At 57.6% G+C, this 18,842-nt stretch carries 16 protein-coding genes; 10 read left to right on the top strand and 6 right to left on the bottom strand.

Features of this window, described 5'->3' with window-relative positions; all coding sequences use genetic code 11:
• Window positions 1–87: 87 nt before the first annotated feature.
• The gene (locus O3S85_RS17605) at window positions 88–918 is read left to right on the top strand and encodes a CHASE2 domain-containing protein (RefSeq protein WP_269542140.1); all 831 of its coding nucleotides are present in this window, start codon (window positions 88–90) and stop codon (window positions 916–918) included.
• Between the two features lie 7 nt (window positions 919–925).
• Here the strand turns inward: O3S85_RS17605 and O3S85_RS17600 are convergent, their stop codons facing one another.
• Window positions 926–2,065, bottom strand: a complete 1,140-nt coding sequence (locus O3S85_RS17600; RefSeq protein WP_269542139.1) for a LolA-like protein — start codon at window positions 2,063–2,065, stop codon at window positions 926–928.
• Window positions 2,066–2,254: 189 nt separating this feature from the next.
• Here O3S85_RS17600 and O3S85_RS17595 point away from each other — a divergent pair, with 189 nt between their 5' ends.
• From O3S85_RS17595 to O3S85_RS17580, 4 genes are all read left to right on the top strand, one after another.
• On the top strand, window positions 2,255–3,280 hold the full coding sequence (locus O3S85_RS17595) for an HAD family hydrolase (RefSeq protein ID WP_269542138.1): 1,026 nt from the start codon (window positions 2,255–2,257) through the stop codon (window positions 3,278–3,280).
• A 3-nt stretch (window positions 3,281–3,283) separates the two neighbouring features.
• A complete protein-coding gene (locus O3S85_RS17590) occupies window positions 3,284–4,321 on the top strand; it encodes a Gfo/Idh/MocA family protein (protein WP_269542137.1) in 1,038 nt (345 codons plus the stop codon).
• Between the two features lie 82 nt (window positions 4,322–4,403).
• The gene (locus tag O3S85_RS17585) at window positions 4,404–5,003 is read left to right on the top strand and encodes a hypothetical protein (RefSeq protein WP_269542136.1); all 600 of its coding nucleotides are present in this window, start codon (window positions 4,404–4,406) and stop codon (window positions 5,001–5,003) included.
• 64 nt (window positions 5,004–5,067) lie between these two features.
• Window positions 5,068–6,201: an acyltransferase family protein gene (locus O3S85_RS17580; RefSeq protein WP_269542135.1), complete on the top strand. Its 1,134-nt coding sequence runs from the start codon at window positions 5,068–5,070 to the stop codon at window positions 6,199–6,201.
• Between the two features lie 26 nt (window positions 6,202–6,227).
• On the opposite strand, the gene O3S85_RS17575 is transcribed toward O3S85_RS17580, so the two are convergent.
• The 5 genes from O3S85_RS17575 to O3S85_RS17555 all read right to left on the bottom strand — a co-directional run bounded on the left by O3S85_RS17575 (window position 6,228) and on the right by O3S85_RS17555 (window position 12,653).
• Window positions 6,228–7,976, bottom strand: a complete 1,749-nt coding sequence (locus O3S85_RS17575; protein WP_269542134.1) for an alpha-amylase family glycosyl hydrolase — start codon at window positions 7,974–7,976, stop codon at window positions 6,228–6,230.
• A 46-nt stretch (window positions 7,977–8,022) separates the two neighbouring features.
• Window positions 8,023–8,433, bottom strand: coding sequence for a four helix bundle protein (locus tag O3S85_RS17570; RefSeq protein ID WP_269542133.1), 411 nt, complete (start codon window positions 8,431–8,433; stop codon window positions 8,023–8,025).
• A 5-nt stretch (window positions 8,434–8,438) separates the two neighbouring features.
• Window positions 8,439–9,698, bottom strand: a complete 1,260-nt coding sequence (locus O3S85_RS17565; RefSeq protein ID WP_269542132.1) for a glycosyltransferase family 4 protein — start codon at window positions 9,696–9,698, stop codon at window positions 8,439–8,441.
• A gap of 310 nt (window positions 9,699–10,008) precedes the next feature.
• On the bottom strand, window positions 10,009–11,613 hold the full coding sequence (locus O3S85_RS17560) for an ATP-dependent DNA ligase (RefSeq protein WP_269542131.1): 1,605 nt from the start codon (window positions 11,611–11,613) through the stop codon (window positions 10,009–10,011).
• Entirely contained in the window at window positions 11,610–12,653 is a 1,044-nt protein-coding gene (locus O3S85_RS17555) for a ligase-associated DNA damage response exonuclease (protein WP_269542130.1), read from the bottom strand. The genes O3S85_RS17560 and O3S85_RS17555 overlap by 4 nt, the downstream gene beginning before the upstream one ends.
• 52 nt (window positions 12,654–12,705) lie before the next feature.
• Between O3S85_RS17555 and O3S85_RS17550 the strand changes: the two genes are divergently transcribed.
• The 5 genes from O3S85_RS17550 (at window position 12,706) to O3S85_RS17530 (ending at window position 18,795) form a co-directional block, all read left to right on the top strand.
• A complete protein-coding gene (locus O3S85_RS17550) occupies window positions 12,706–13,329 on the top strand; it encodes a DUF445 domain-containing protein (RefSeq protein ID WP_269542129.1) in 624 nt (207 codons plus the stop codon).
• Window positions 13,330–13,980: 651 nt separating this feature from the next.
• On the top strand, window positions 13,981–15,072 hold the full coding sequence (locus tag O3S85_RS17545) for an acyltransferase family protein (RefSeq protein WP_269542128.1): 1,092 nt from the start codon (window positions 13,981–13,983) through the stop codon (window positions 15,070–15,072).
• A 268-nt stretch (window positions 15,073–15,340) separates the two neighbouring features.
• On the top strand, window positions 15,341–15,832 hold the full coding sequence (locus tag O3S85_RS17540; protein WP_269542127.1) for a hypothetical protein: 492 nt from the start codon (window positions 15,341–15,343) through the stop codon (window positions 15,830–15,832).
• Window positions 15,833–16,048: 216 nt separating this feature from the next.
• The gene (locus O3S85_RS17535) at window positions 16,049–16,960 is read left to right on the top strand and encodes a peroxiredoxin family protein (protein ID WP_269542126.1); all 912 of its coding nucleotides are present in this window, start codon (window positions 16,049–16,051) and stop codon (window positions 16,958–16,960) included.
• Window positions 16,957–18,795 carry an outer membrane protein assembly factor BamB family protein gene (locus tag O3S85_RS17530; RefSeq protein ID WP_269542125.1) on the top strand — a complete coding sequence of 613 codons (1,839 nt, stop codon included), beginning with the start codon at window positions 16,957–16,959 and terminating at the stop codon, window positions 18,793–18,795. The genes O3S85_RS17535 and O3S85_RS17530 overlap by 4 nt, the downstream gene beginning before the upstream one ends.
• Window positions 18,796–18,842: the final 47 nt, after the last annotated feature.

The raw sequence follows: 18,842 nt of genomic DNA, 5'->3' as shown, positions 1-18,842 counted from the left end.
TTGTCAAGAGCTCGGAGAAACCATACTCGGCTCGGCCTTGCGAAATATCCTCGGCAGCCCAGGCGTGATCCGCTAAAAACATCGGGCATGAAATCTCTGCTCCTGTCGCTGCTCGCCTGCTGCCTGTGTGTTGCCCCAGCCGTTGCCAACCCACCGGAGCCGTTTGCCGTCGTGCTGATCGACGCCCATGACGAGCAGCAGCTCGGTGGCTTTCCCCTGCCCCGCGAACTGATGGCCCAGGGCATCGACGCCATTGCCGCGCAGGAGCCGCGCGCGATTATTTTCAAATTCTTCATCGATCTGCCCAAACCCGGGCCCGGCGACGCCGCCCTGGCGGAATCCGTTGCCCGCGCACCGGTGGTCCTCCAGGCACGCATCGACGCCTCGGAGCCCAACCCCAATCCGCTGCCCGAGAAGTTTTTCCTGCCCAACATTCCGGCCAACTGGTCAATGAGCATCGTCGGCGACTCGGGCTGGATTCCCCTGCCTGCTATTTCACAGAATGCCCTTGCGGTGGGCTTCGCCGAACACATGCACCCGACCGCCGCGCCGATCCTGGAGCGCTTTCAGGGCAAGGCCGTGAAGTCGCTTTACCTCATCGGTCTGGAGCAGGCCTTTGGCGCGGAAGCCAAGCTGACCCAGCAATCGCTCAGCATCGATGGCCACACGCTGCGCATTGGCCCAAGCATGCTGACGCCCGTTGAATACCCGCAGATCGACGACCTGCCATACACGCCATTTACCGACCTGATTGCCGGCAAGACCGCGCCCAACGCCTTTAAGGACAAGGTCGTCATCTTCGGCTACGACGGCGAGAAAATGCACACGTTCGACACCCCCGTCGGCGAGCTGAAGGCGCACCGTATGTATTGCTACGCCTTGTTCGACCTCTACCGCGAAATGCAAGCAGCGGAGTAGGGAGCGTCTACGAATTGTCCAAGCTGAACAAGCTCGGGAGCAGCCCCTGATTGAAGCGGGTTTTCTCGACCTGGAACGAGCTGGTCACTTCTATCGCGGACTTTTCGCGAACCTCGATCAACGTCGGCACCATGAACTCGCCATCTTGCTGATAATCCTTTAGGCTGACCTCCACCGTGAAGCGCTGATCGTTTTCATCCAGGCCGTCCAGGGTGCGGTAATGCTCCACAAAGGTTTCCGTATCCAGAAAATGCTCGATGACATATGGCGGAAGAGCCGTGTTGCGCAGCACGTGGCACATCACGCCATCGTGCGATCGCTGTCCGGCATACTCGATAAAGCTCGGGTCCACATTAAATTGCCACAACGGCATGCTGGGCATTGCCGACATGAGCAGCGATACGCTTTGAGCACGGGTCATCGCGCGGTCCATGGAGCGGTCTTTAGCAAAGTCATTCGCCATGAGTTCGCCGGCAACGCCGTTGTAAATCGACGTCACTTTCATTTCGTCCATCGTAAGCACCTGCCGCACCTGGTTGGGGGCCTTGATGAAAAGATTCATCTCATACTCGCGGGTGGCGGTCTTTACGCGACCTTCCAGTGAGAATGTGCGCGCCAACTCGTAACCAGTGGCCTGCGCGTTGTAGGCCATGATTTCCTCGACCATGGTGGCGGGGTCGTCGATGCGCTTGAGCGCCGCGCTTTTGATTTCCTGAAAAGAGTCCCGCAGCGGAGCGGCGTCAAATCCCGGATCCTCCGACTTGGTTTCCCTCGCCGCAGCGGCAGTCCGATCGTCCGCCGTTTCCTCGGGCTGGTTGATCCGATTCGAGATCACGTAATACATCGGCACACTGATGGTCGCCAAAACGATCAGGAACATCACCAATGCGCTCAGCCAAAAGAACCCCTTGTTCACCCGGATGCCGTTGAGCAGTTGGTAGTCGGTCGACTTGGTATTGCGCGCGGCGGGCTTCTCCGGCTCAGGGGCCAGCACCGGCTTTTGCTCAGGCACTTTCTTTTCTTCGCGAATCAGGCAACGGCCTTTGCGCGACTCCCCATCAGGGTCTGCTTCACCGGGCTTGCGACGCAATGGACGCTGCGGAGGCGGCGGATATCGCCCCATGGGCGGCCCCGGCGGAGGGCGCATGCCGGGCCGGTATGGCGGCGGCGGGCCTCCACCTGGAGGAGGTGGCGGGGGACCATTGGGAAATCGAGGATCCATGAGGACAATCATCCAATACCGGCAGCCGAATTTTTTCAACCGTAGATTATCCTGCATGATTTGCGTTTTGAGTCTCGCCCTGGGCTAGCATTTAGCGGCAAAATCCGCTCAACCATGTCTGGAAGTCATAGCCTGAACCGCCGCCGCATCGTAGCATGTGTCTGGGATTTCGATAAAACGCTCATCCCCGGCTACATGCAGGAGCCGCTCTTTCGCCGCTATCAGGTGGACGGAAAACAGTTCTGGAAGGAAGTAAACGAATTGCCAAAAATTTATGGCGAGCGCGGCGTGCACGTTTCGCCGGACACCGTTTACCTGAACCACCTGCTCACCTACATCAAGAACGGCCCGCTCAAAGGCCTGCGCAACAGCATCCTGCGCGAGCTCGGTGCCGAGCTGCCGTTTTACCCGGGACTGCCCGATTTTTTCCAAGAGCTACGTGCGCTAACGCAGTCCACTCCCGCCTATCGCAAGCACGACATCCAACTGGAGCACTACATCATCAGCACCGGCCTGGCCGAGATGATTCGCGGCAGCAAAATTGCGCCCGAGGTGGACGGCGTCTTCGGCTGTGAGTTCATCGAAGCGCCCCTGCCGCCCTACTACCTCAAGCAGGACGAGCTCAGCATCCCGATGGATTTCGAGATCAGCCAGATCGGAGTCATGGTCGATAACACCATCAAAACGCGCTATATTTTCGAGATCAACAAGGGCTCGAACAAGAATCCGGACATTTCCGTGAACGCCAAGATGATGCCCGAAGACCGGCGCATCCCGATGGAAAACATGCTCTACATGGCCGACGGCCCCAGCGATGTGCCGGTGTTTTCCGTGGTTCGTCGCAGCGGCGGCAAGACCTTTGCCGTTTACGATCCCGAGCGCGAAAACGAATTTTTGCAGAACGACCAGCTCCTGCAGGACGGCCGCGTGGACAGCTATGGCCCGGCGGACTATACGCCCACCTCGCAGACCCACCGCTGGATCAAGATGCAGGTGCGCCGCATCTGCGATCGCCTCGTGGAAGAAGGCGAAGCCGCCCTGGCCCTCCGGGTCAAAAAGCCACCGCAACATCTCCACCCCCCGGAGAAGAAAGTGGTTGAACCCGGGCCAACGGATGAACAGAAAGACCTCTTCGAATAAGCCATGAAAAAATACCCCTCTACCAGTGATATCAAGGTAGGTGTCGTCGGCTACGGCGGTGCCTTTAACATGGGCAAGAAGCACCTGAACGAGCTTCAAGCCCAAGGCATGGTCCCCGTTGCCGTTGCCGAGATGGACCCCGAGCGCCTTAAAGTCGCCACCGAGGATTTTCCCGGCATCGGAACGTTTGCCTCGATCGATGAAATGCTCGACCAATCGGACGTCGACCTGATCGTGCTCATCACGCCGCACAACACCCACGCCGAGCTCGCCCTGAAGGCACTGCGCGCAGGTCGGCACGTAGTCTGCGAAAAGCCGCTGGCGATCACCACCGCCGAATGTGATCAGATGATCGCCGCCGCGCAAGAGTCCGGCGTTATGCTTTCCACTTACCACAACCGCCACTGGGACGGCATCCCGCTAACCGCGCTCAAGCTGATGGCCGACGGCGCGCTGGGCGATGTTTACAAGATCGACTGCCGCATGGGCAAGCGCTCCAAGCCACTCGACTGGTGGCGCACGAGCCGCACGATTTCCGGCGGCGTCCTTTATGATTGGGGCGTCCACCTGCTCGAATACTCCCTACAGATCATCGACTCCGAGATCACCGAAGTTTCCGGCTACGCCTTCGAAGGCTACTGGGGCAACCAAACCCGCTGGGGCGATGATGCCAATGAAGACGAGGCCAGCGCCGTCATCCGATTTGCCAACGGGGCCCGCGTCACCCTGACCATCACACATTTGGACAGCGATACGCCGCCCGGCATGATGCGCGTTACCGGAACCAAGGGCTCCGTGACCTTCATGGACCCGCACGGTCAGTATCGCCTCGCCCAGCAGGAGGGCGACACGCGGAAGGTCACCGAAGGCAAGCAGGAGGAAACCAAGCAGGAACTTTACTACCAGAACGTCGCGGAATACCTGACCGACCAGGCCAAGCTGATCATCACCCCTGAGTGGTCGCGCCGCCCGATCCACATCCTCGACCTCGCCGCCCGGAGCGCCAAGCTCGGCAAGGCGCTGCCGGCCGAGTATCAGTAAGCTCAGCGCGAATTGTGACGATCAGGTGAACCGCGCATTTCGCCTTTGAAGCGGCGCGGAGAACCACTAAATCCTTGTCGCTATGAAGAAAGCTCTCTTGCGAAACGCTGCGTATTTAATCGTCGGGCTGGCCAGCCTGGTACTCACCGGCTGCTACTCCGCCCGCGAATTTGATTACAAAGGTGCCAAGCTCGATACCGTCCAGGCAATCTCCATCGACAACCGTGAGCCCTACCCGGTGCCGCGTGACTCCTGGCGCCTCGGCCCCGAGCGCGAAGGCGTGGTCAACGGCGAGGAAATCCTCCTGGCCGCGAGCGAAGATGGCTCCACGATTCTCTTCAAGGTCAAGTTTTACCCCTTCGGCCAGAAATCACGCCTGATCAAGCAGTCCACCGAGCGCTCAACCAAGGCGCTCGATGGCATCACGGCTGACCTGAAAGCATCCGGGTTCACCGTCACCCGACGCATTGCGATCATCGACCACGCCAATGTCATTGGCTACAAGTTTGGCGGCGAGCCCCGCATCGTCGGCTTCTACATCTTCTCACAGCCGGGAGCCTACGACGCGCTTTTGCCCCAGCTTGGCGCGGTCACGCCGGAGTTCGACGCACAAGTCGAAGCCGAGGCTGAGGCCCTACCCGGCACACCAACTCCTGAAACCGAGCACGAAGAAGAGGAATAGGCCAGCGAGCCGTTGTTGACACATCCGGGAATACACTTTGCATATGTAGCCGACTGCTACTTACATGCAAAGGCTTTCTCAATTAGATGGGCTCAGGGCGTACGCCGTGGGCGCCGTGGTTTGGGCTCACTGGGCACCGCAGGGCATCCATGGCGACATTGGCGGCACCAACATCGGCGCAATCGGGGTCCAAATATTCTTTGTCCTCAGCGGCTTTCTCATCACGGGTATTCTGCTGGATGCCCGGTTTAAGCAAGCGACGCCGACACCAAGTAGCATCGTGCTACGGCAGTTTTACATCCGGCGATTCCTGCGCATTTTCCCACTCTACTATGCCACCATTTTCTTGATGGCGCTCCTGAACATCGAGCCGTTCAGGGAATCCATTTTTTGGCACGCGACCTACCTGCAGAATGTCTACCAGCAATTAACCACGCGCGATATTTGGGGCTCCCACTTGTGGAGCCTGGCAGTGGAAGAGCAGTTCTACCTCTTCTGGCCGATCCTCATGCTCTATGTGCCAAGGAGTAAACTGCTGTGGCTGATGTTTGCGTCCATCGCGATTTCACCGATTTCGAAAATCGTCGTCTGGTCATCGTCGCTTCAGATTGATCCCAACCTGCTGACCTTTGGCGTGCTGGATTGCTTCGGCGTTGGTGCGCTGCTTTCCGTGCTGGCGCGCCAGCTCTCCACCGACCGGATGAACACGCTGGCAGTGTGGTTCATCGGCGTGGGCGTAGCGCTGTTCTGTCTGGCGCAAACGGAATTCATCCCGCTCCTGGCCTTGCGTCAAACCGGCGTTGCATTGATTAGTGGAGCCATCATCTGGGGCGCTTCTCTGGGCCTGGGCGGCCCGTTGGGCTTCATGCTGCAAAACAAAGTCGCGGTGTATCTGGGCACGATCAGCTATGGGATTTACATTCTGCACGGGCTGAGCCTCGCCCTCTGGCAATGGTTCTATTACTCGGCACCGATCCCCGGCTATCTCATTTTTAGCAAGCTCGGCATACCCGATACCCTCAATGAGAATTACTGGTTCCTGCTCTTCGTGAAAACCGCCATCACGCTAGGGCTCTCGGTGCTCTCATGGCACTTCTTTGAAAAGCCACTCAACCACCTGAAACGGCACTTCCCATACATTCCAAAAAAGACGCCCGAGAACCCATCGCTGGAAACCCAGCCCGCCAAAACACGGTAGCTCACGCGCGACGAACGCCGACGCGATTACTCCGTCCGCGGCACGAGCCACATGGCCTGATACGGAGCCAGCTTGATGCCGCGCGAGCCGTCGCTGTGGGTCTTGCCCGAGAGGATGTCGTAGAATTTCTTCGCCTTCTTGAGCGTCTCAGTGTCTTTCGGATTAACCACGGTTTGCTCTTCGTCGGAGAAGTTAAACACGCAGAACACTGTCTGGTTTTTGCTCGGCGAAATACGCTCCAGCGCAAAGAGACTCTTGCCCGCATCGATGATCTTCTGCTCGCCGTCCGGGTGGAACGCCGGGTAGTTAGAGCGACGGCGCAGCATCTGCAGATACTTCCGGAAAATGGTCCCCTGCGCACGCGACTTGTCCTGCAACAATTCGGCGAGCTCCGCCTCGTCGTATTTGCGGCGATTGATCGTACGCGGCGCACCGGTTTGCTCCACGCCCTCGTGGTAGTTCGGCGTGCCGACCAGGCTGTGAAAATAAACCGCAGGCACGCCCTTAAACGCGAGCGCTACCGCTTGCGAACACAGGAAACGCGCCGCGCCGAGGCCGTCGGAATCATGCCGCCCGGAAAGCGCGGAGAAATACGTGATGTTCAGCTCGTAGGGGCTCTGTGAGCCATCGGGCAGCGTGCGCTTGGAAACATGCGCGCCACTCTGCTCCACGGAGTGAATCAGCTTGTCGAATTCCTTTTTCGGCAAGAGCCCTTGCAGCGGGCGCACGCCGACGCCGTCATGCGAGGCGGTGAAATTAAAGAACGTGCCCTCGCCCGGCTCCGGATACTCCAGATTGGTCGCCCATTTAGTCAGGTAGTGGCTGTTATTCGTCAGCAGCGCGTGCAGGAGCAGCGGCGGCAGGCTGAAGTTGTAAACCATATGCGCCTCATCATTACGGCCGAAGTAGCTGATGTTTTCGTCGTGCGGCACATTGGTCTCGGTGATGATCAACACCTGCGGTGCCACGAGCTCGCAGAAATCGCGCATCAGCTTGATGATCTCGTGCGTCTGCGGCAGGTGCAGGCAGTCCGTGCCCACCTCCTTCCACATGAAGGCGCACGCATCGAGGCGGATCGTCGTCGCCCCGTGGCTGATGTAGAGCATCAGGATGTCGAGAAATTCAAAAAGAAGATCCGGGTTTTGCCAATTGAGGTCCACCTGGTCGGCACTAAAGGTGGTCCACACGTAGGCGTCGCCGTCGCGCGTCACGGTCTTGGTCAGCAGCGGCGAGGTGCGTGGCCGGACGACCTGCGACAGATCCGTCTCCGGATCCATGGTGACAAAGTATTCGTCCGCCGGCGCAATGCCGATCAGGAAATCGCGAAACCAAGGGCTCTGGCTGGAGCAGTGATTGCACACCAGGTCGAACATCAGCTTGAACTCACGCCCGAGGCTTTCGACATCGCTCCACGGCCCGTATTCTTCCTTCACTTCACGATAGTCGATCACTGAAAAACCATCATCACTCGACCAAGGATAAAACGGCAAAATGTGCACGGTGTTGATCGCGCCCTTCAGGTGCTCAGTCGCAAACCGCTTGAGCGTGGCCAGCGGCGTATCCTTCTCGCTCTGCACCATGTCGGCGTAAGTGATCAGGTAAACATCATGCTCGGTCCAGCGATGCTCTGGCTTAATCGGCGGCTGCACCCCCACCCCATAACGCCCGACCATATAATACAGCCGCTCCGTCAACTGATCAGCCTTATCGCCATACAGATAATAGAGCCGGCGTTTAATACGGGAGAGAATGCCTTGGTCGATGTGTTTGATCATGAGATTAAAGTGAACAAATTAAAAATTAAAGATGGCGGTGAGCTGCTCATTCTTGCCGGGACTGAATCGACTTGATGAAGCCTTGGAGCATGGCTGAAATTTCCCGGCATTCGCTGACTAAGGCATCTACATCGGTTTTGGAGGCGAAGCCAAGTGATTGAGCGAGGTAAAGCTGAGTGCGCAGTTCACCCGTGGAGCCCTTCGCAATGCGTAAAAACCGAACAAAGTCTTTCGGACTATTTCGCTCGTATCCCTCCGCAATATTAGACGCGATTGAGACCGAAGCCCTGGTCATCTGATCCTTTAGCGATCGATCCGGGCAATTCTCCAACGCCTTGTATAGAGATACCGTTAACCGGCAGGCACGCTTCCATACCTGGAGCTTTTCAAAAGCAACTGCCGGTTCTTCAATCTCGTAGTCCACTTTAATTTTTAATTTGCTCACTTTAATCTTCACTGGTCTCAGTTGAGACCAGTGAGCTGCGTCATCAGCATCCGCAGCGAGCGCCGCAGCACCGTGTAGCTATAATGTCGCCGGGCGACGCGGTAATTGTGCTCGCACATTTCTTCGCGATAGGCGGGGTCGTCGAGGATGCGGCGGATCTCTTTGACTACGCGATTGGTGACGATGCCGTCCATCAGCGCGAAGCGGAAGCCCTTCGGCTCAATGTCCTGAATGAAGATCGAGTAGCGGTTGACCAGCGTAGGCTTGCGGAAATAAACCGCCTCCAAGAGCGCGTTGCCAAAGCCCTCGTAGGTGCTCGGGTAGGTGACGAAGTCCGCGTGCGGGTAGATGTCCCACAGCGTGTAAATCTTTTTGCCGTCGTCGTCAAATTGGCGGACTTCCCCAATGCGCTTGTCGAAGTAGCGAATATCCACGCCCTCCTCTTTGGCCTTTTCGTCGAGCATGTGCTTGTAGTCCATGCCCTCGTCGCCCGCGGCGTGGGAGATTACCAGCTTGCAGCGCGGGTCCTTCAGCATGCCCACGGCCGTAATCGCGTGCTCGATACCCTTGCGCGGCACGATACGCGTGGGCTGGAGAATCATGATGTCGTCCGGCTCCAGGCCCAACTCGTCGCGAATGTCGGCGGAGTATTCGTCGGGCTGCGGGGCGGGCTGGTCAAAGTCGAACACATTGGGGATCAGCAGCGCCGAGTCCCCTTTACGCAGCGCGAACTGCTCTTCCGCCGGGCGGTTGATGACCACGTTGCGAATATTCGGCAGGCTAGGCGGAAACGCCTGGTCCAGATAGTCCTGGATGCAGCCCACGGAAAAGCGCGTGCGTTCCCAGTAAAAGTCGTGGTGGTGTGCGATTGTCGGCATACCCGTTTCGGCGAGAAACTCCGTGACCGCGATACCCAGCGGCACGTGCATGGGGATCGTCAGCACATTTTGCGGGATGATAAAATCCAGACTGTGCTTGCGGGCAAAATCGTGCAGCGTGCTCTTTAAATAGTCCGCCATGTCGCGAATGCGCACGGAAACAATGCGGTCGCGCACGGTGCGATTCCACAAGCGCTCATTGATCCACATGTTCTCCGGGTGGCCGAAATACGCCTCGGGCACGACGTAGGCAATATCTTTGCTCCGGTCGCTGAGCCCTGAATACCAATAGCTCACGTGGCGATCGTCCCACAGGACTTCCGCCCATTTAGCGCTCTCAAGTGAGACGCCATCTGTTCCGGCAAAGCGGGTTGAGATAAATCCGATGTTCTTGGGCATGGAGGACTTAGCTTAGCAGTTTAGCTGCCAGTATGTATGAAATTCATTACGCGGCAAGCAACAACCGGCACTTTCTAATCTGAACGTGGAAAACCTTCCACACTTTTTTAAACCATGAAGGACACGAAGCGCACGAAGGCCAGTGAGTCGTATTTTATTTCACGCCAAGACCCAAAGACCCCAAGTTAATTTCTTATGATGGAAACTTTGGGCCTTTGGGTCTTGGCGTGAGTTTCAAATCACTTGTCTCTCAGCCTTCGTGCGCTTCGTGTCCTTCGTGGTTAAAAAATCAGTTAGAAATTACGCTGCCCTACTCTGAAGCCTCCAACAGCGCGCGCACCGTCTCGATCGAGTCCGCCTCGCGCGCCGGTTTGTCCTCGCGCCAACGCGCGATGCGCGGAAAGCGCACGGCGAGGCCGCTCTTATGCCGCGTCGACTCCGCGATACCCTCGAAATGCAGTTCAAAGACCAGCGTTGGCTCCACCACGCGCACTGGACCGTGGCGTGACACCGTGTGCCGACGGACCCAATGGTCGACGCGCGCGATCTCGCCATCGGTCAGCCCGCTGTATGCCTTGGCGAAGGTCACCAGCTCCTCGCCCTTCCACAGCGCAAAAGTGTAGTCGGTATATAAACCTGAACGCCGGCCATGGCCCGCCTGCGCAGCGACCATCACCGCGTCGATCGAATACGGATCAATCTTCCACTTCCACCAATCGCCCTTCACGCGCCCGACGCGATACGGGGAATCCCAGCGCTTCAACATCAGCCCCTCCACGCCGCGCGCCCGCGATTCGCCACGTAGCTCGGCCAACCGGTCCCACGAATCCGCCTCGACGCTTTCCGCGAGCAGGATCGATGAATCCGGCCCGGCGACATCTTCAATTGCTTTGCCAAGCAAAGTAACTCTGTCGCGCAAAGTTCGTTCGCGCAAATCTTCACCGCCGAACTCCAGGCAATCATAAACGAGAAACGCGACCGGTGCCTCCTCCAGCACCTTTGCCGTGAGCTTCGTGCGGCCAATGCGCTTCTGCAGCGCCGCGAAGGTCAACGGTTTATCATCACGCCAGGCCATCAGCTCGCCATCGAGCACTGTGCCCTCGGGCAGGCGCGCGGCCAGCGTCGTGACCTCCGGGAACCGCTCAGCAATCATCTCTTCTCCGCGCGACCAGAGCATCACCTGACCTTGGCGCTTAATCAGTTGTGCGCGAATGCCGTCCCACTTCCACTCGGCGCGCCAGTCGGCGCAGTCGCCGAGCTCCGCCGGCTCGCCCTCCAACGGATAAGCGAGAAAGAACGGATACGGCCGCGCGGCGTCGCCCTCATCATCGCCTTCGTCGGAGAGCAGGCGTTGAAAATTCTCCGCCGAGGGACGCCAGGCACCCATCAGCCGGTGCTCCATGACTGCGCGCTCCACACCCGCAAACTCCGCCAGCGCGCGCACGACAAGCGTCCGGCTCACCCCCACGCGAAAGCCGCCCGTGATGAGCTTGTTATAAACGAAGCGCTCGCTGCTGCCGAGGCTACCCCAAGCCGCGCGCACGAGCGGGAATTGCAGCGGGCCGTCCCAGTCGGCGAGCGCCATCACCTTGTCTTCGACGAGTTGCCACAGCGGCAAATCCTCCGCATCGTCCTCGCCCGGCGGCAGGATCAGCGCCAACGTCTCGGCAAGGTCGCCCACGTGGCTGTAGCACTCCTCGACCATCCACAACGGAAACTCCGAGAGCTGGCTCGCCCATTCGCGCAGCATCTTGGTCTTAACCGGCGCCTTCAGGCGGTTGCCCATCAGAAACCACAGCGCCCACGCCGCCGAGCGCGGTTCCGCCTCGGCGAAATAATCCCGCATCGCCGCGAGCTTATCGTTGGTCCGGTTGGACTCATCGAGCCGCACAAAGAGCTGTGTAAAGGCCTTCACAGTGGCAACTCCGTTTGCGGTTCCTCGGGCTCTTCGCGGTCAATGCGCTCGCCTTCGTAGCGTGACGGCACGTTGTAGGCGTTGAGCCCCATGACCTCGCGCGCGTAGCGGATAAACGGCGCGGTGTGCCCGTGGGTCGCGCCGATGTTTTCCGCGCCGGTCGCCTTAACCGCGTCAATGAGACCCGTCCAGTCCACGTGATCGCTGAGCACGAATCCGCGGTCCAGCGAAAGGCGACGCCGCGCGCCGCGCACCGCCATCCAGCCACTGGCGAAGGCCAGCGAATTGGGGGCAATTTTCTTCAGCCACGTCGTCCCCTGCACCGCGCCCGGCGCGACGACGAGGCCCTTGCCCCGGTAGTCAGCGGCGTTGTCCTTGGTCAGCGTTTCCACCTCGGGCAACGCGACGCCCTCACGGCGATAGAGCGGCAAAAACGGAGCCACCGCCCCATGCACGGCAATCGGCCCGATGCTGGCATCCACGCCAGCCAGCACGCGCTGCGCCTTGCCCAGCGAATAGGCCAGCACGATGGACGTCCGCCCGAGCGCTTGGTTGGCGCGCCACCAGCGGTTCATGTCGGCAAACACCTCGCTCTGCGCGGGCCAACGGTAGATCGGCAGCCCGAACGTACACTCCGTAATGAACGTGTCGCAGCGCACGGGCTCAAAGTTTTCCGCCGCCGCATCCGGCGCGGTTTTATAGTCGCCAGAGACCACCCAGACCTCGCCCTGGTGTTCCACGCGCACCTGTGCCGATCCCAGGATGTGCCCGGCCGGGTGGAGCGACACGTGCACACCGTTGATCGTCGTGGCCTCGCCAAAGGGCAGCGATTCAATCGGCGCTGCGCTCCCGATGCGATGCCGCAGCACGCCCTCCCCCCGGCGCGAGCATAGATAGGCTCGCGACCCCGAACGCGCATGGTCACTGTGCGCGTGGGTGATCACCGCGCGGTCCACCGGGCGCCATGGGTCGATGTAGAATCCGCCGGCCTCGCAGAAGAGGCCGTTTTGGTTGGGCTGAATGAGGGGGGCGCGGGACACGATTTTCGTTGTGAGACGGAACGCACTGTATGCAATATGGTCCCTTTGTCCAATGAACCCTGACATCACCGACGCCTTAATCCGCTATTCGTGGATCCCATTTGTGACAGCTTTTATCGGCTGGCTCACGAACTGGCTGGCGATACAAATGCTTTTCCGCCCCCGACAACCCGTCAACATGTTGGGCATCAAAATCCAGGGCCTCATCCCCCGACGCCAGGAAGAAATCGCTGAGCGCGTCGCGGAGGTCGTCGAGCAGGAGCTGCTCACCCAGCATTTCGTCCGCGAACAGATCGAGCAGCTCGATGTGCACAGCTACGTCGACGGTTTCGTGCGCAAAGTCATCCGTGGACGCGTGGCCGAAAAGCTGCGCGGCATCCCGCTGATCGGCGGTATGATAAACGACAACACCATCGCCAGCCTGGAGCGCATGGCGCTGGAGTCCATCCACGCCGAGATCGAGCCCATGCGCGAGCGCATCGCAACCGATGTCGAGGCGCGCCTGCAAGTCCGCGACATCGTCCGCCAGCGCATCCTCGCCTTCGAGATGTTCAAGCTGGAGGAGCTCGTCCGCCGCATCGCGAACCGCGAGTTCCAACTCATCGAATGGCTCGGCGGTGCCCTGGGCTTCATCGTCGGCATCGCGCAAGTGGCGATCCTGCTCGCGATCGGGTGAAGAAAATTATTCGCGGCCCGCGTCGCCACGATGAAAGGGGCGAGCCCGCATCATCTTCCTGGTTTAATCAACCATCCCGCCGCCCCCTTTTTCCTTTAATCTTTTTCCTTTTTCCTCCGCCGATTTGGTTCGCCTTTGGCGAACCAAATCGGCATACTTTCAGCATGAAAAGTTGGCCCACCGGAAGCCTCCAGAGCTTACGAAGTATCGCCGACTGCGCGACCAAGCGTCGCCGACTGTAGCTCGAAGTGTCGGCGACACTTCCTGGGAGCGTCGCCGACGCTTCGGCACACTTAAGCGCGTAAGATGCTCTCACATACGGGCGTATGTTGGTGACACTTACGAGCGTATGTTGCGCTAACCCTCGGCCGACATTCTACCGAAGGACGCGCGAAAGCTTACAGGACGAGCCAACTACATGGTTACCAACAAAGGTCTAGCCAACTCACCTCCAAACCTCTGCCTCCTCGAAGCAAAAACTTACGAACTGGAATATCAACGATCACCAAGATAAATCCATCTCCATCCCCAACAAGCGCAATACTTGACGAACAAGACCTTTACAGCCAATTTCCAGCGATGAAACACACCGATATTCCATCCAGTTCGTATGTTTTGGGGTGTGATCAATAATACTGTTCGAAGAAAGAAATGACTAAAGGAAAAGACAACTACATGCCGCAACTTGATGCGCTACGCACCTTTGCAGTTGCTGCGGTCGCTTTTTCCCATTGGGTTCCGAATGAATACCATTTCGGACTTCCGATCGGGCCTGGAGGAGTTCAATTGTTCTTCGTTCTTAGCGGCTTCTTGATCACTGGAATCTTGCTGCGTTGCCAAGAATATCAAGACCGAGTATACGCACTAAAGTCCTTTTACGCTCGTAGATTCCTCAGAATATTCCCCCTTTTTTATGGAATACTCTTCGTAGGTGCTCTTCTGAATATTAGTCCTATTCGAGAGACTTTTTTGTGGCACTTCGCCTACTTATCCAACTTTTACTTTTTCGTAATACAAGAATGGAATGGCCCTGTTTCTCACTTTTGGAGCTTAGCTGTCGAAGAGCAATTCTACTTAATTTGGCCGACTATTATCCTCTTCGCACCAAGGAAGATGATATCTACCCTGGTAATGGTAACTATCGGTGTGGGAATCTTCTCTAGGTATGGCCTGGCCAACGCATTTCCCGAAGTAAGATTCATCTCACTTTTGCCAACATCTGCGCTTGTATCCCTTGGACTTGGAGCCGGGCTTGCCTGCTACAAGGCGAATCTAATCGGTAAAAGGTTTATTGGGCTTATAAGCAGTGGGATACCCGTGTATCTTGCGCTGCTGGTCTTACAAGAATTCGGGATAAGATTTCCATTCCATGGTAGCCTGATGGATTTCTTTCTCATGCTTGGATTTACTTGGCTGGTATATAAGGCTTCCGCAGGATTCCAAGGTCTTGTTGGTCGATTGCTAAGTTTCTCTGTTTTGATCTATCTAGGAAAGATCAGTTACGGACTATATGTTTTACACAATTTTGCAGGAATTCCTGTATTAGTATTTACTGAGAAGCTCGGATTGCCTTTTCTTAAGTATGGTTTTTCAGGTATCATCTTGAAAACAATATTCACAGTAGCTGGCGCGAGCCTCTCTTGGCACTTTTTTGAACAACCTATAAATCGTTTTAAAAGTAGATTCCCATATCGCTCACCAAAGGAGATATCGGATTCAGAATCGAATAGCGAGGGGCATTGACTCCCCCCGCTCTCACACCACCGGACGTGCGGAGTAATGGCGCTTAGTTAAACCCTCTTTTCGTCTATGTTTTCATTAGGTGTTTTTGGTGCTTGCTCGCCGACCATAAAATCATCGAAAACAACCCTTAACTAAGCGTCATGACCACAAGACTTCACGTTCTGCAAATGAATGAAAACGGAAGACATCAGTAGGATCGAACAAAAGCTGGGTATATTTCTTCCTGACAGTTATAAAAAAACTGTTTCACTTTTTCCAATACCAGCACTTGCGAGAACACCGACACAAACTTCTGGGACGATGCCAACCAACTTATCGAACTGAACAGAAAACTGAGAGAAAGAGAAATTTAGAGATCCCTAGCCAAAGTTTTTTTGCACTTGGCGAAGATGCAGGTGGTTGTAGCGAAGCAATCGATTTAGTTGATCCTGACTTTGGAGTTTTCTGGTTTGATCGACAGCATATTGAAGTTTTAGAAACAGACAGAAGTGAAGAGAGAATGGAAGCGTGGATCGCTAGACAGATCAAGGATCACACACATGACTTAATGGCTGACGGAATTGATCCCAATGGAACTCCAAAACAAAGAGATGAGGAATATGAGAAAAGCTCAAAGAGTCGGTGCTACGCTTTGAGCTTTTCTAACCCTGTTTATCACAGTCATCTTACTAACTGGAGTCTGGATTGGCATGAACAAATAAAAGGTATAACAATTAGCTTCTTGCAAGCACTTCACGCCGCCAGAGCTCTACGGTCCTAAAAATAGCTCCATACCCCAGCGGAAAATCTAGGTGCGTTATGATCACATTGGGCCGAATCAAGCAACTGACCGATCAGGCGAAGCTTCTGCCAATAGAGGCTATTAGGGCTGAGCTCCCGCTCGCATCGCTGTCAAGGTTCCGATGGCAAAATCGTCAAATGAAGCAGAAGATGCCGCATTGACAGAAACCAATATTTCCCGACAACTAGCATCACTGTGCTGGTTACCATAAAACACGCTTGTCTGGCCGCCATTGCCCTCATGGCATGCCAGTTGATCCACGCCGCCGAGCCCAAACCCAAGGACCTGCTGGCCGAGCCTTTTAAAAGCCGCCCTGAGCTGGAGGCCGGCCTGCAAGCCGCGCAAGAGGCCGGCGCCGCGCCGGAAACCCTGCTGGAGGCAAAGATACTTTACGCGCTGTTTCATGACCGCGAGGAGGCCGCGCAGTTCGAAGCGCTCTACGCCGAGACCATGCAGCTGCAACCGCAGTGGCTGTATTCGCAATGCCACCTGATCGAAGACGCGCGCATGCTGGAGGCCATTCAGGCCGCGCTTCAGGCGAAAATTGCCCGCCTGCAGGACGACGGACCCGCCTTTGAGCAACACGCACAACGTGCGCTGTGGCTGGAGCCCGAGCTCTCCCTCGTGCTCAACCCGTGGGTGAAGGACTACCAGCAGGAGCAGGATTGGCAAACCCAGCACGCGCCGCTGGACATGGTATTGCTAGGCCTCGACGGGCAGGAGCACACCCTCGGTGAATTGCTTGAAGGGCGCAAGGCGCTGCTGCTCGACTTTTGGGCCACCTGGTGCGGGCCTTGCATTCGCGGCATGCCCAAGCTCGAAGAGCGTGCCCGCGAACTGGAGCCGCAAGGCGTTTACGTCGCCAGCGTGAACACGGAAAACACCGCCAAGGCCTCGGCGTTTCGCCGTGACCACCCCTACGAGTTTCACTGGCTAGTGCAGCCGAAGGACCGCAACTTCAGCCGCCGCTTCGACATCGATTTCATTCCCCGCGTGCTCATTATCGCTCCCGATGGGCAGGTCCTTTTCAACGAGCACCCCAACGATCCGCGCTTGCTAAAAGTGCTCGCCGAGCTCGGCGTCAGCCTGGAAGGAGGCGACCAATGAAACATCTTTTAACGCTCTTGGCACTCCTTGCCGCACTTGCCTCGCACGCCGAGCCGAAAAGCCCGGGCTGGCCAGTCCACTTGTCAGGCCGGACCTTTTACAGCGCTACCCACGACGCGCAACGCCTCTACCTGACGACGCAAAAAGGCCACGGCTATGCCATCAATCTGGACACCGGGGCCATCGACTGGCAGCAGTCCATCCCGTGGAACACCAGCAGCCCGGAGCTCGTCGATGGAGTCCTTTACCTCCCCGCCTCAAGCAGCCTCTTGGCGCTGGCGCCCGACAGCGGTGAGACGCTTTGGCAAAGGCAGGATTACAACGCGCACCAAGTCATCCAGGCGGGTGGCCAGCTCTTTGCGCGGTCCCACGATACCCTCCTGCAACTCGATGCCGCCAGCGGCCAGATCGAAAACGCGATTACCGCACAAGGCTACCTGGGCGGCATCTTCGCGACGCCCCGCGGCATCGTGCTCCAGCGCAACCTGCAATACCTCGATGCCTCTCCGGAATATGACGCCACGCTGGCGCTGATCGATCCGCAAACGGGCAAGGAACCCCTGTGGCAAATTGACTTGCCCAACCGCCGCCTGGGCCAGCTCGCCACCGACGACGAGTATATCTACGTCGCCACCAATGAACCCGGCATGGCCGCCTATCACCTGGCCGATGGCTACCCGGCCTGGCAAACCACGCCCGGCTACGACGCCGAAGCATGGCCGACCTACCATGGCAACGGCTACCTGCCGGGCAAAGCCCTGCCCTGGCAAGACCGGGTATTCTTCACCATCCTTGGCGGTAAGTCAGACTGGACTGCGGAGCGCAAAAAACTGATCGAGCAAGGGCGCACCGAATACGCCGAATACCAGAGCAACGAAGGCGGTTTGCTCGGCGCGGTGAACCGGGCCACGGGCGAGGTCATTTGGGAGCAGCTCTTACCCCGCGCAGCCCTCAGCCTGCAAATGGCCCATGGAAAGCTGATCTATGTAACCGCCTTCGGCTGGGTGCGCGTGATCGACCCCAAGACCGGCACCATCGAGCACACCTTCACCCTGCCCTATGGCAAGGAACTCGGGCTCAACAACAGCTACCAGTTTGCCTTTGCGCAAGATGATGCGCTCTACGCGGGCATCGATGGCTGGATATGGCGCGTCGGCTGGGAGGACCTGATGGCCCACGATGACTGGCGCGGCGTCATTGATTACGAAACGGCAAAGCTGGACTCGGCCCAATCCGTTGCGCGGCTATCGACGCCGATGTCGACGTTCAAGCCCATGGTCGAGAACGAAGCGCTTCATGTGGAGGTCGACTTCGGCCAGGCCATCAACGTCCACAACGTCCTCTTTGAATTCTTTCGCGACGGTGAGAAAGTCCACGAGCTTTACCACTCGCCCAGTGGCTCGCTGGACCGCAACATCGACTCCGCCTCGATCAGCCTATACCTGAGCGACTTGGGTTACCGGCCCGACTACCGCAACAGCGACACCTTTAACCTCCTCATGAAGCACCAGCGCGCCGCCCAGGGTCGCGACGAGCTGAGCCTCCACGCGATCTTTCAAAACAGCGCCACGGCCCCGTCATTCACCGGCCACCAAAGCCTCAGCTACACGCAGGACCAGCTAAACCTCGCCCATGGCTACGCCGCCAATGTTTTCGAGGAGATCAGCTGGAACGACGGCCAGCTACCCGTCATGGTGCTCCTCACCCAAAAGCCCGACCGCAGCATCCCGATCAACTGGCTGCGCGTGCGTTCGCAAAACTTGCAAACCTTCCGCGACACCTACCCCCAAGGCGACTACCTCCTGATCTCCATCCTCGGCGAAGAAACCGAGTAACGGCGGTGGCTTTCGGGCGACATTTTCCTGAAGAACGCCCAAAGGTT

Origin of the sequence: Cerasicoccus sp. TK19100 (assembly GCF_027257155.1) — a bacterium.
Taxonomy (GTDB): domain Bacteria; phylum Verrucomicrobiota; class Verrucomicrobiia; order Opitutales; family Cerasicoccaceae; genus Cerasicoccus; species Cerasicoccus fimbriatus.
The sequence above is the reverse complement of the archived record's forward strand: the minus strand, read 5'-3'. Positions and strand labels throughout refer to the sequence as shown.

What these genes read in the sequence shown, in the direction of transcription:
- O3S85_RS17575 (WP_269542134.1), bottom strand. Translation starts at nt 7,976, where the DNA reads ATGATCAAACACATCGACCAAGGCATTCTCTCCCGTATTAAACGCCGG.
- O3S85_RS17605 (WP_269542140.1), top strand. Translation starts at nt 88, where the DNA reads ATGAAATCTCTGCTCCTGTCGCTGCTCGCCTGCTGCCTGTGTGTTGCC.
- O3S85_RS17590 (WP_269542137.1), top strand. Translation starts at nt 3,284, where the DNA reads ATGAAAAAATACCCCTCTACCAGTGATATCAAGGTAGGTGTCGTCGGC.
- O3S85_RS17595 (WP_269542138.1), top strand. Translation starts at nt 2,255, where the DNA reads ATGTCTGGAAGTCATAGCCTGAACCGCCGCCGCATCGTAGCATGTGTC.
- O3S85_RS17585 (WP_269542136.1), top strand. Translation starts at nt 4,404, where the DNA reads ATGAAGAAAGCTCTCTTGCGAAACGCTGCGTATTTAATCGTCGGGCTG.
- O3S85_RS17550 (WP_269542129.1), top strand. Translation starts at nt 12,706, where the DNA reads ATGAACCCTGACATCACCGACGCCTTAATCCGCTATTCGTGGATCCCA.
- O3S85_RS17580 (WP_269542135.1), top strand. Translation starts at nt 5,068, where the DNA reads ATGCAAAGGCTTTCTCAATTAGATGGGCTCAGGGCGTACGCCGTGGGC.
- O3S85_RS17545 (WP_269542128.1), top strand. Translation starts at nt 13,981, where the DNA reads ATGACTAAAGGAAAAGACAACTACATGCCGCAACTTGATGCGCTACGC.
- O3S85_RS17600 (WP_269542139.1), bottom strand. Translation starts at nt 2,065, where the DNA reads ATGCGCCCTCCGCCGGGGCCGCCCATGGGGCGATATCCGCCGCCTCCG.
- O3S85_RS17565 (WP_269542132.1), bottom strand. Translation starts at nt 9,698, where the DNA reads ATGCCCAAGAACATCGGATTTATCTCAACCCGCTTTGCCGGAACAGAT.
- O3S85_RS17530 (WP_269542125.1), top strand. Translation starts at nt 16,957, where the DNA reads ATGAAACATCTTTTAACGCTCTTGGCACTCCTTGCCGCACTTGCCTCG.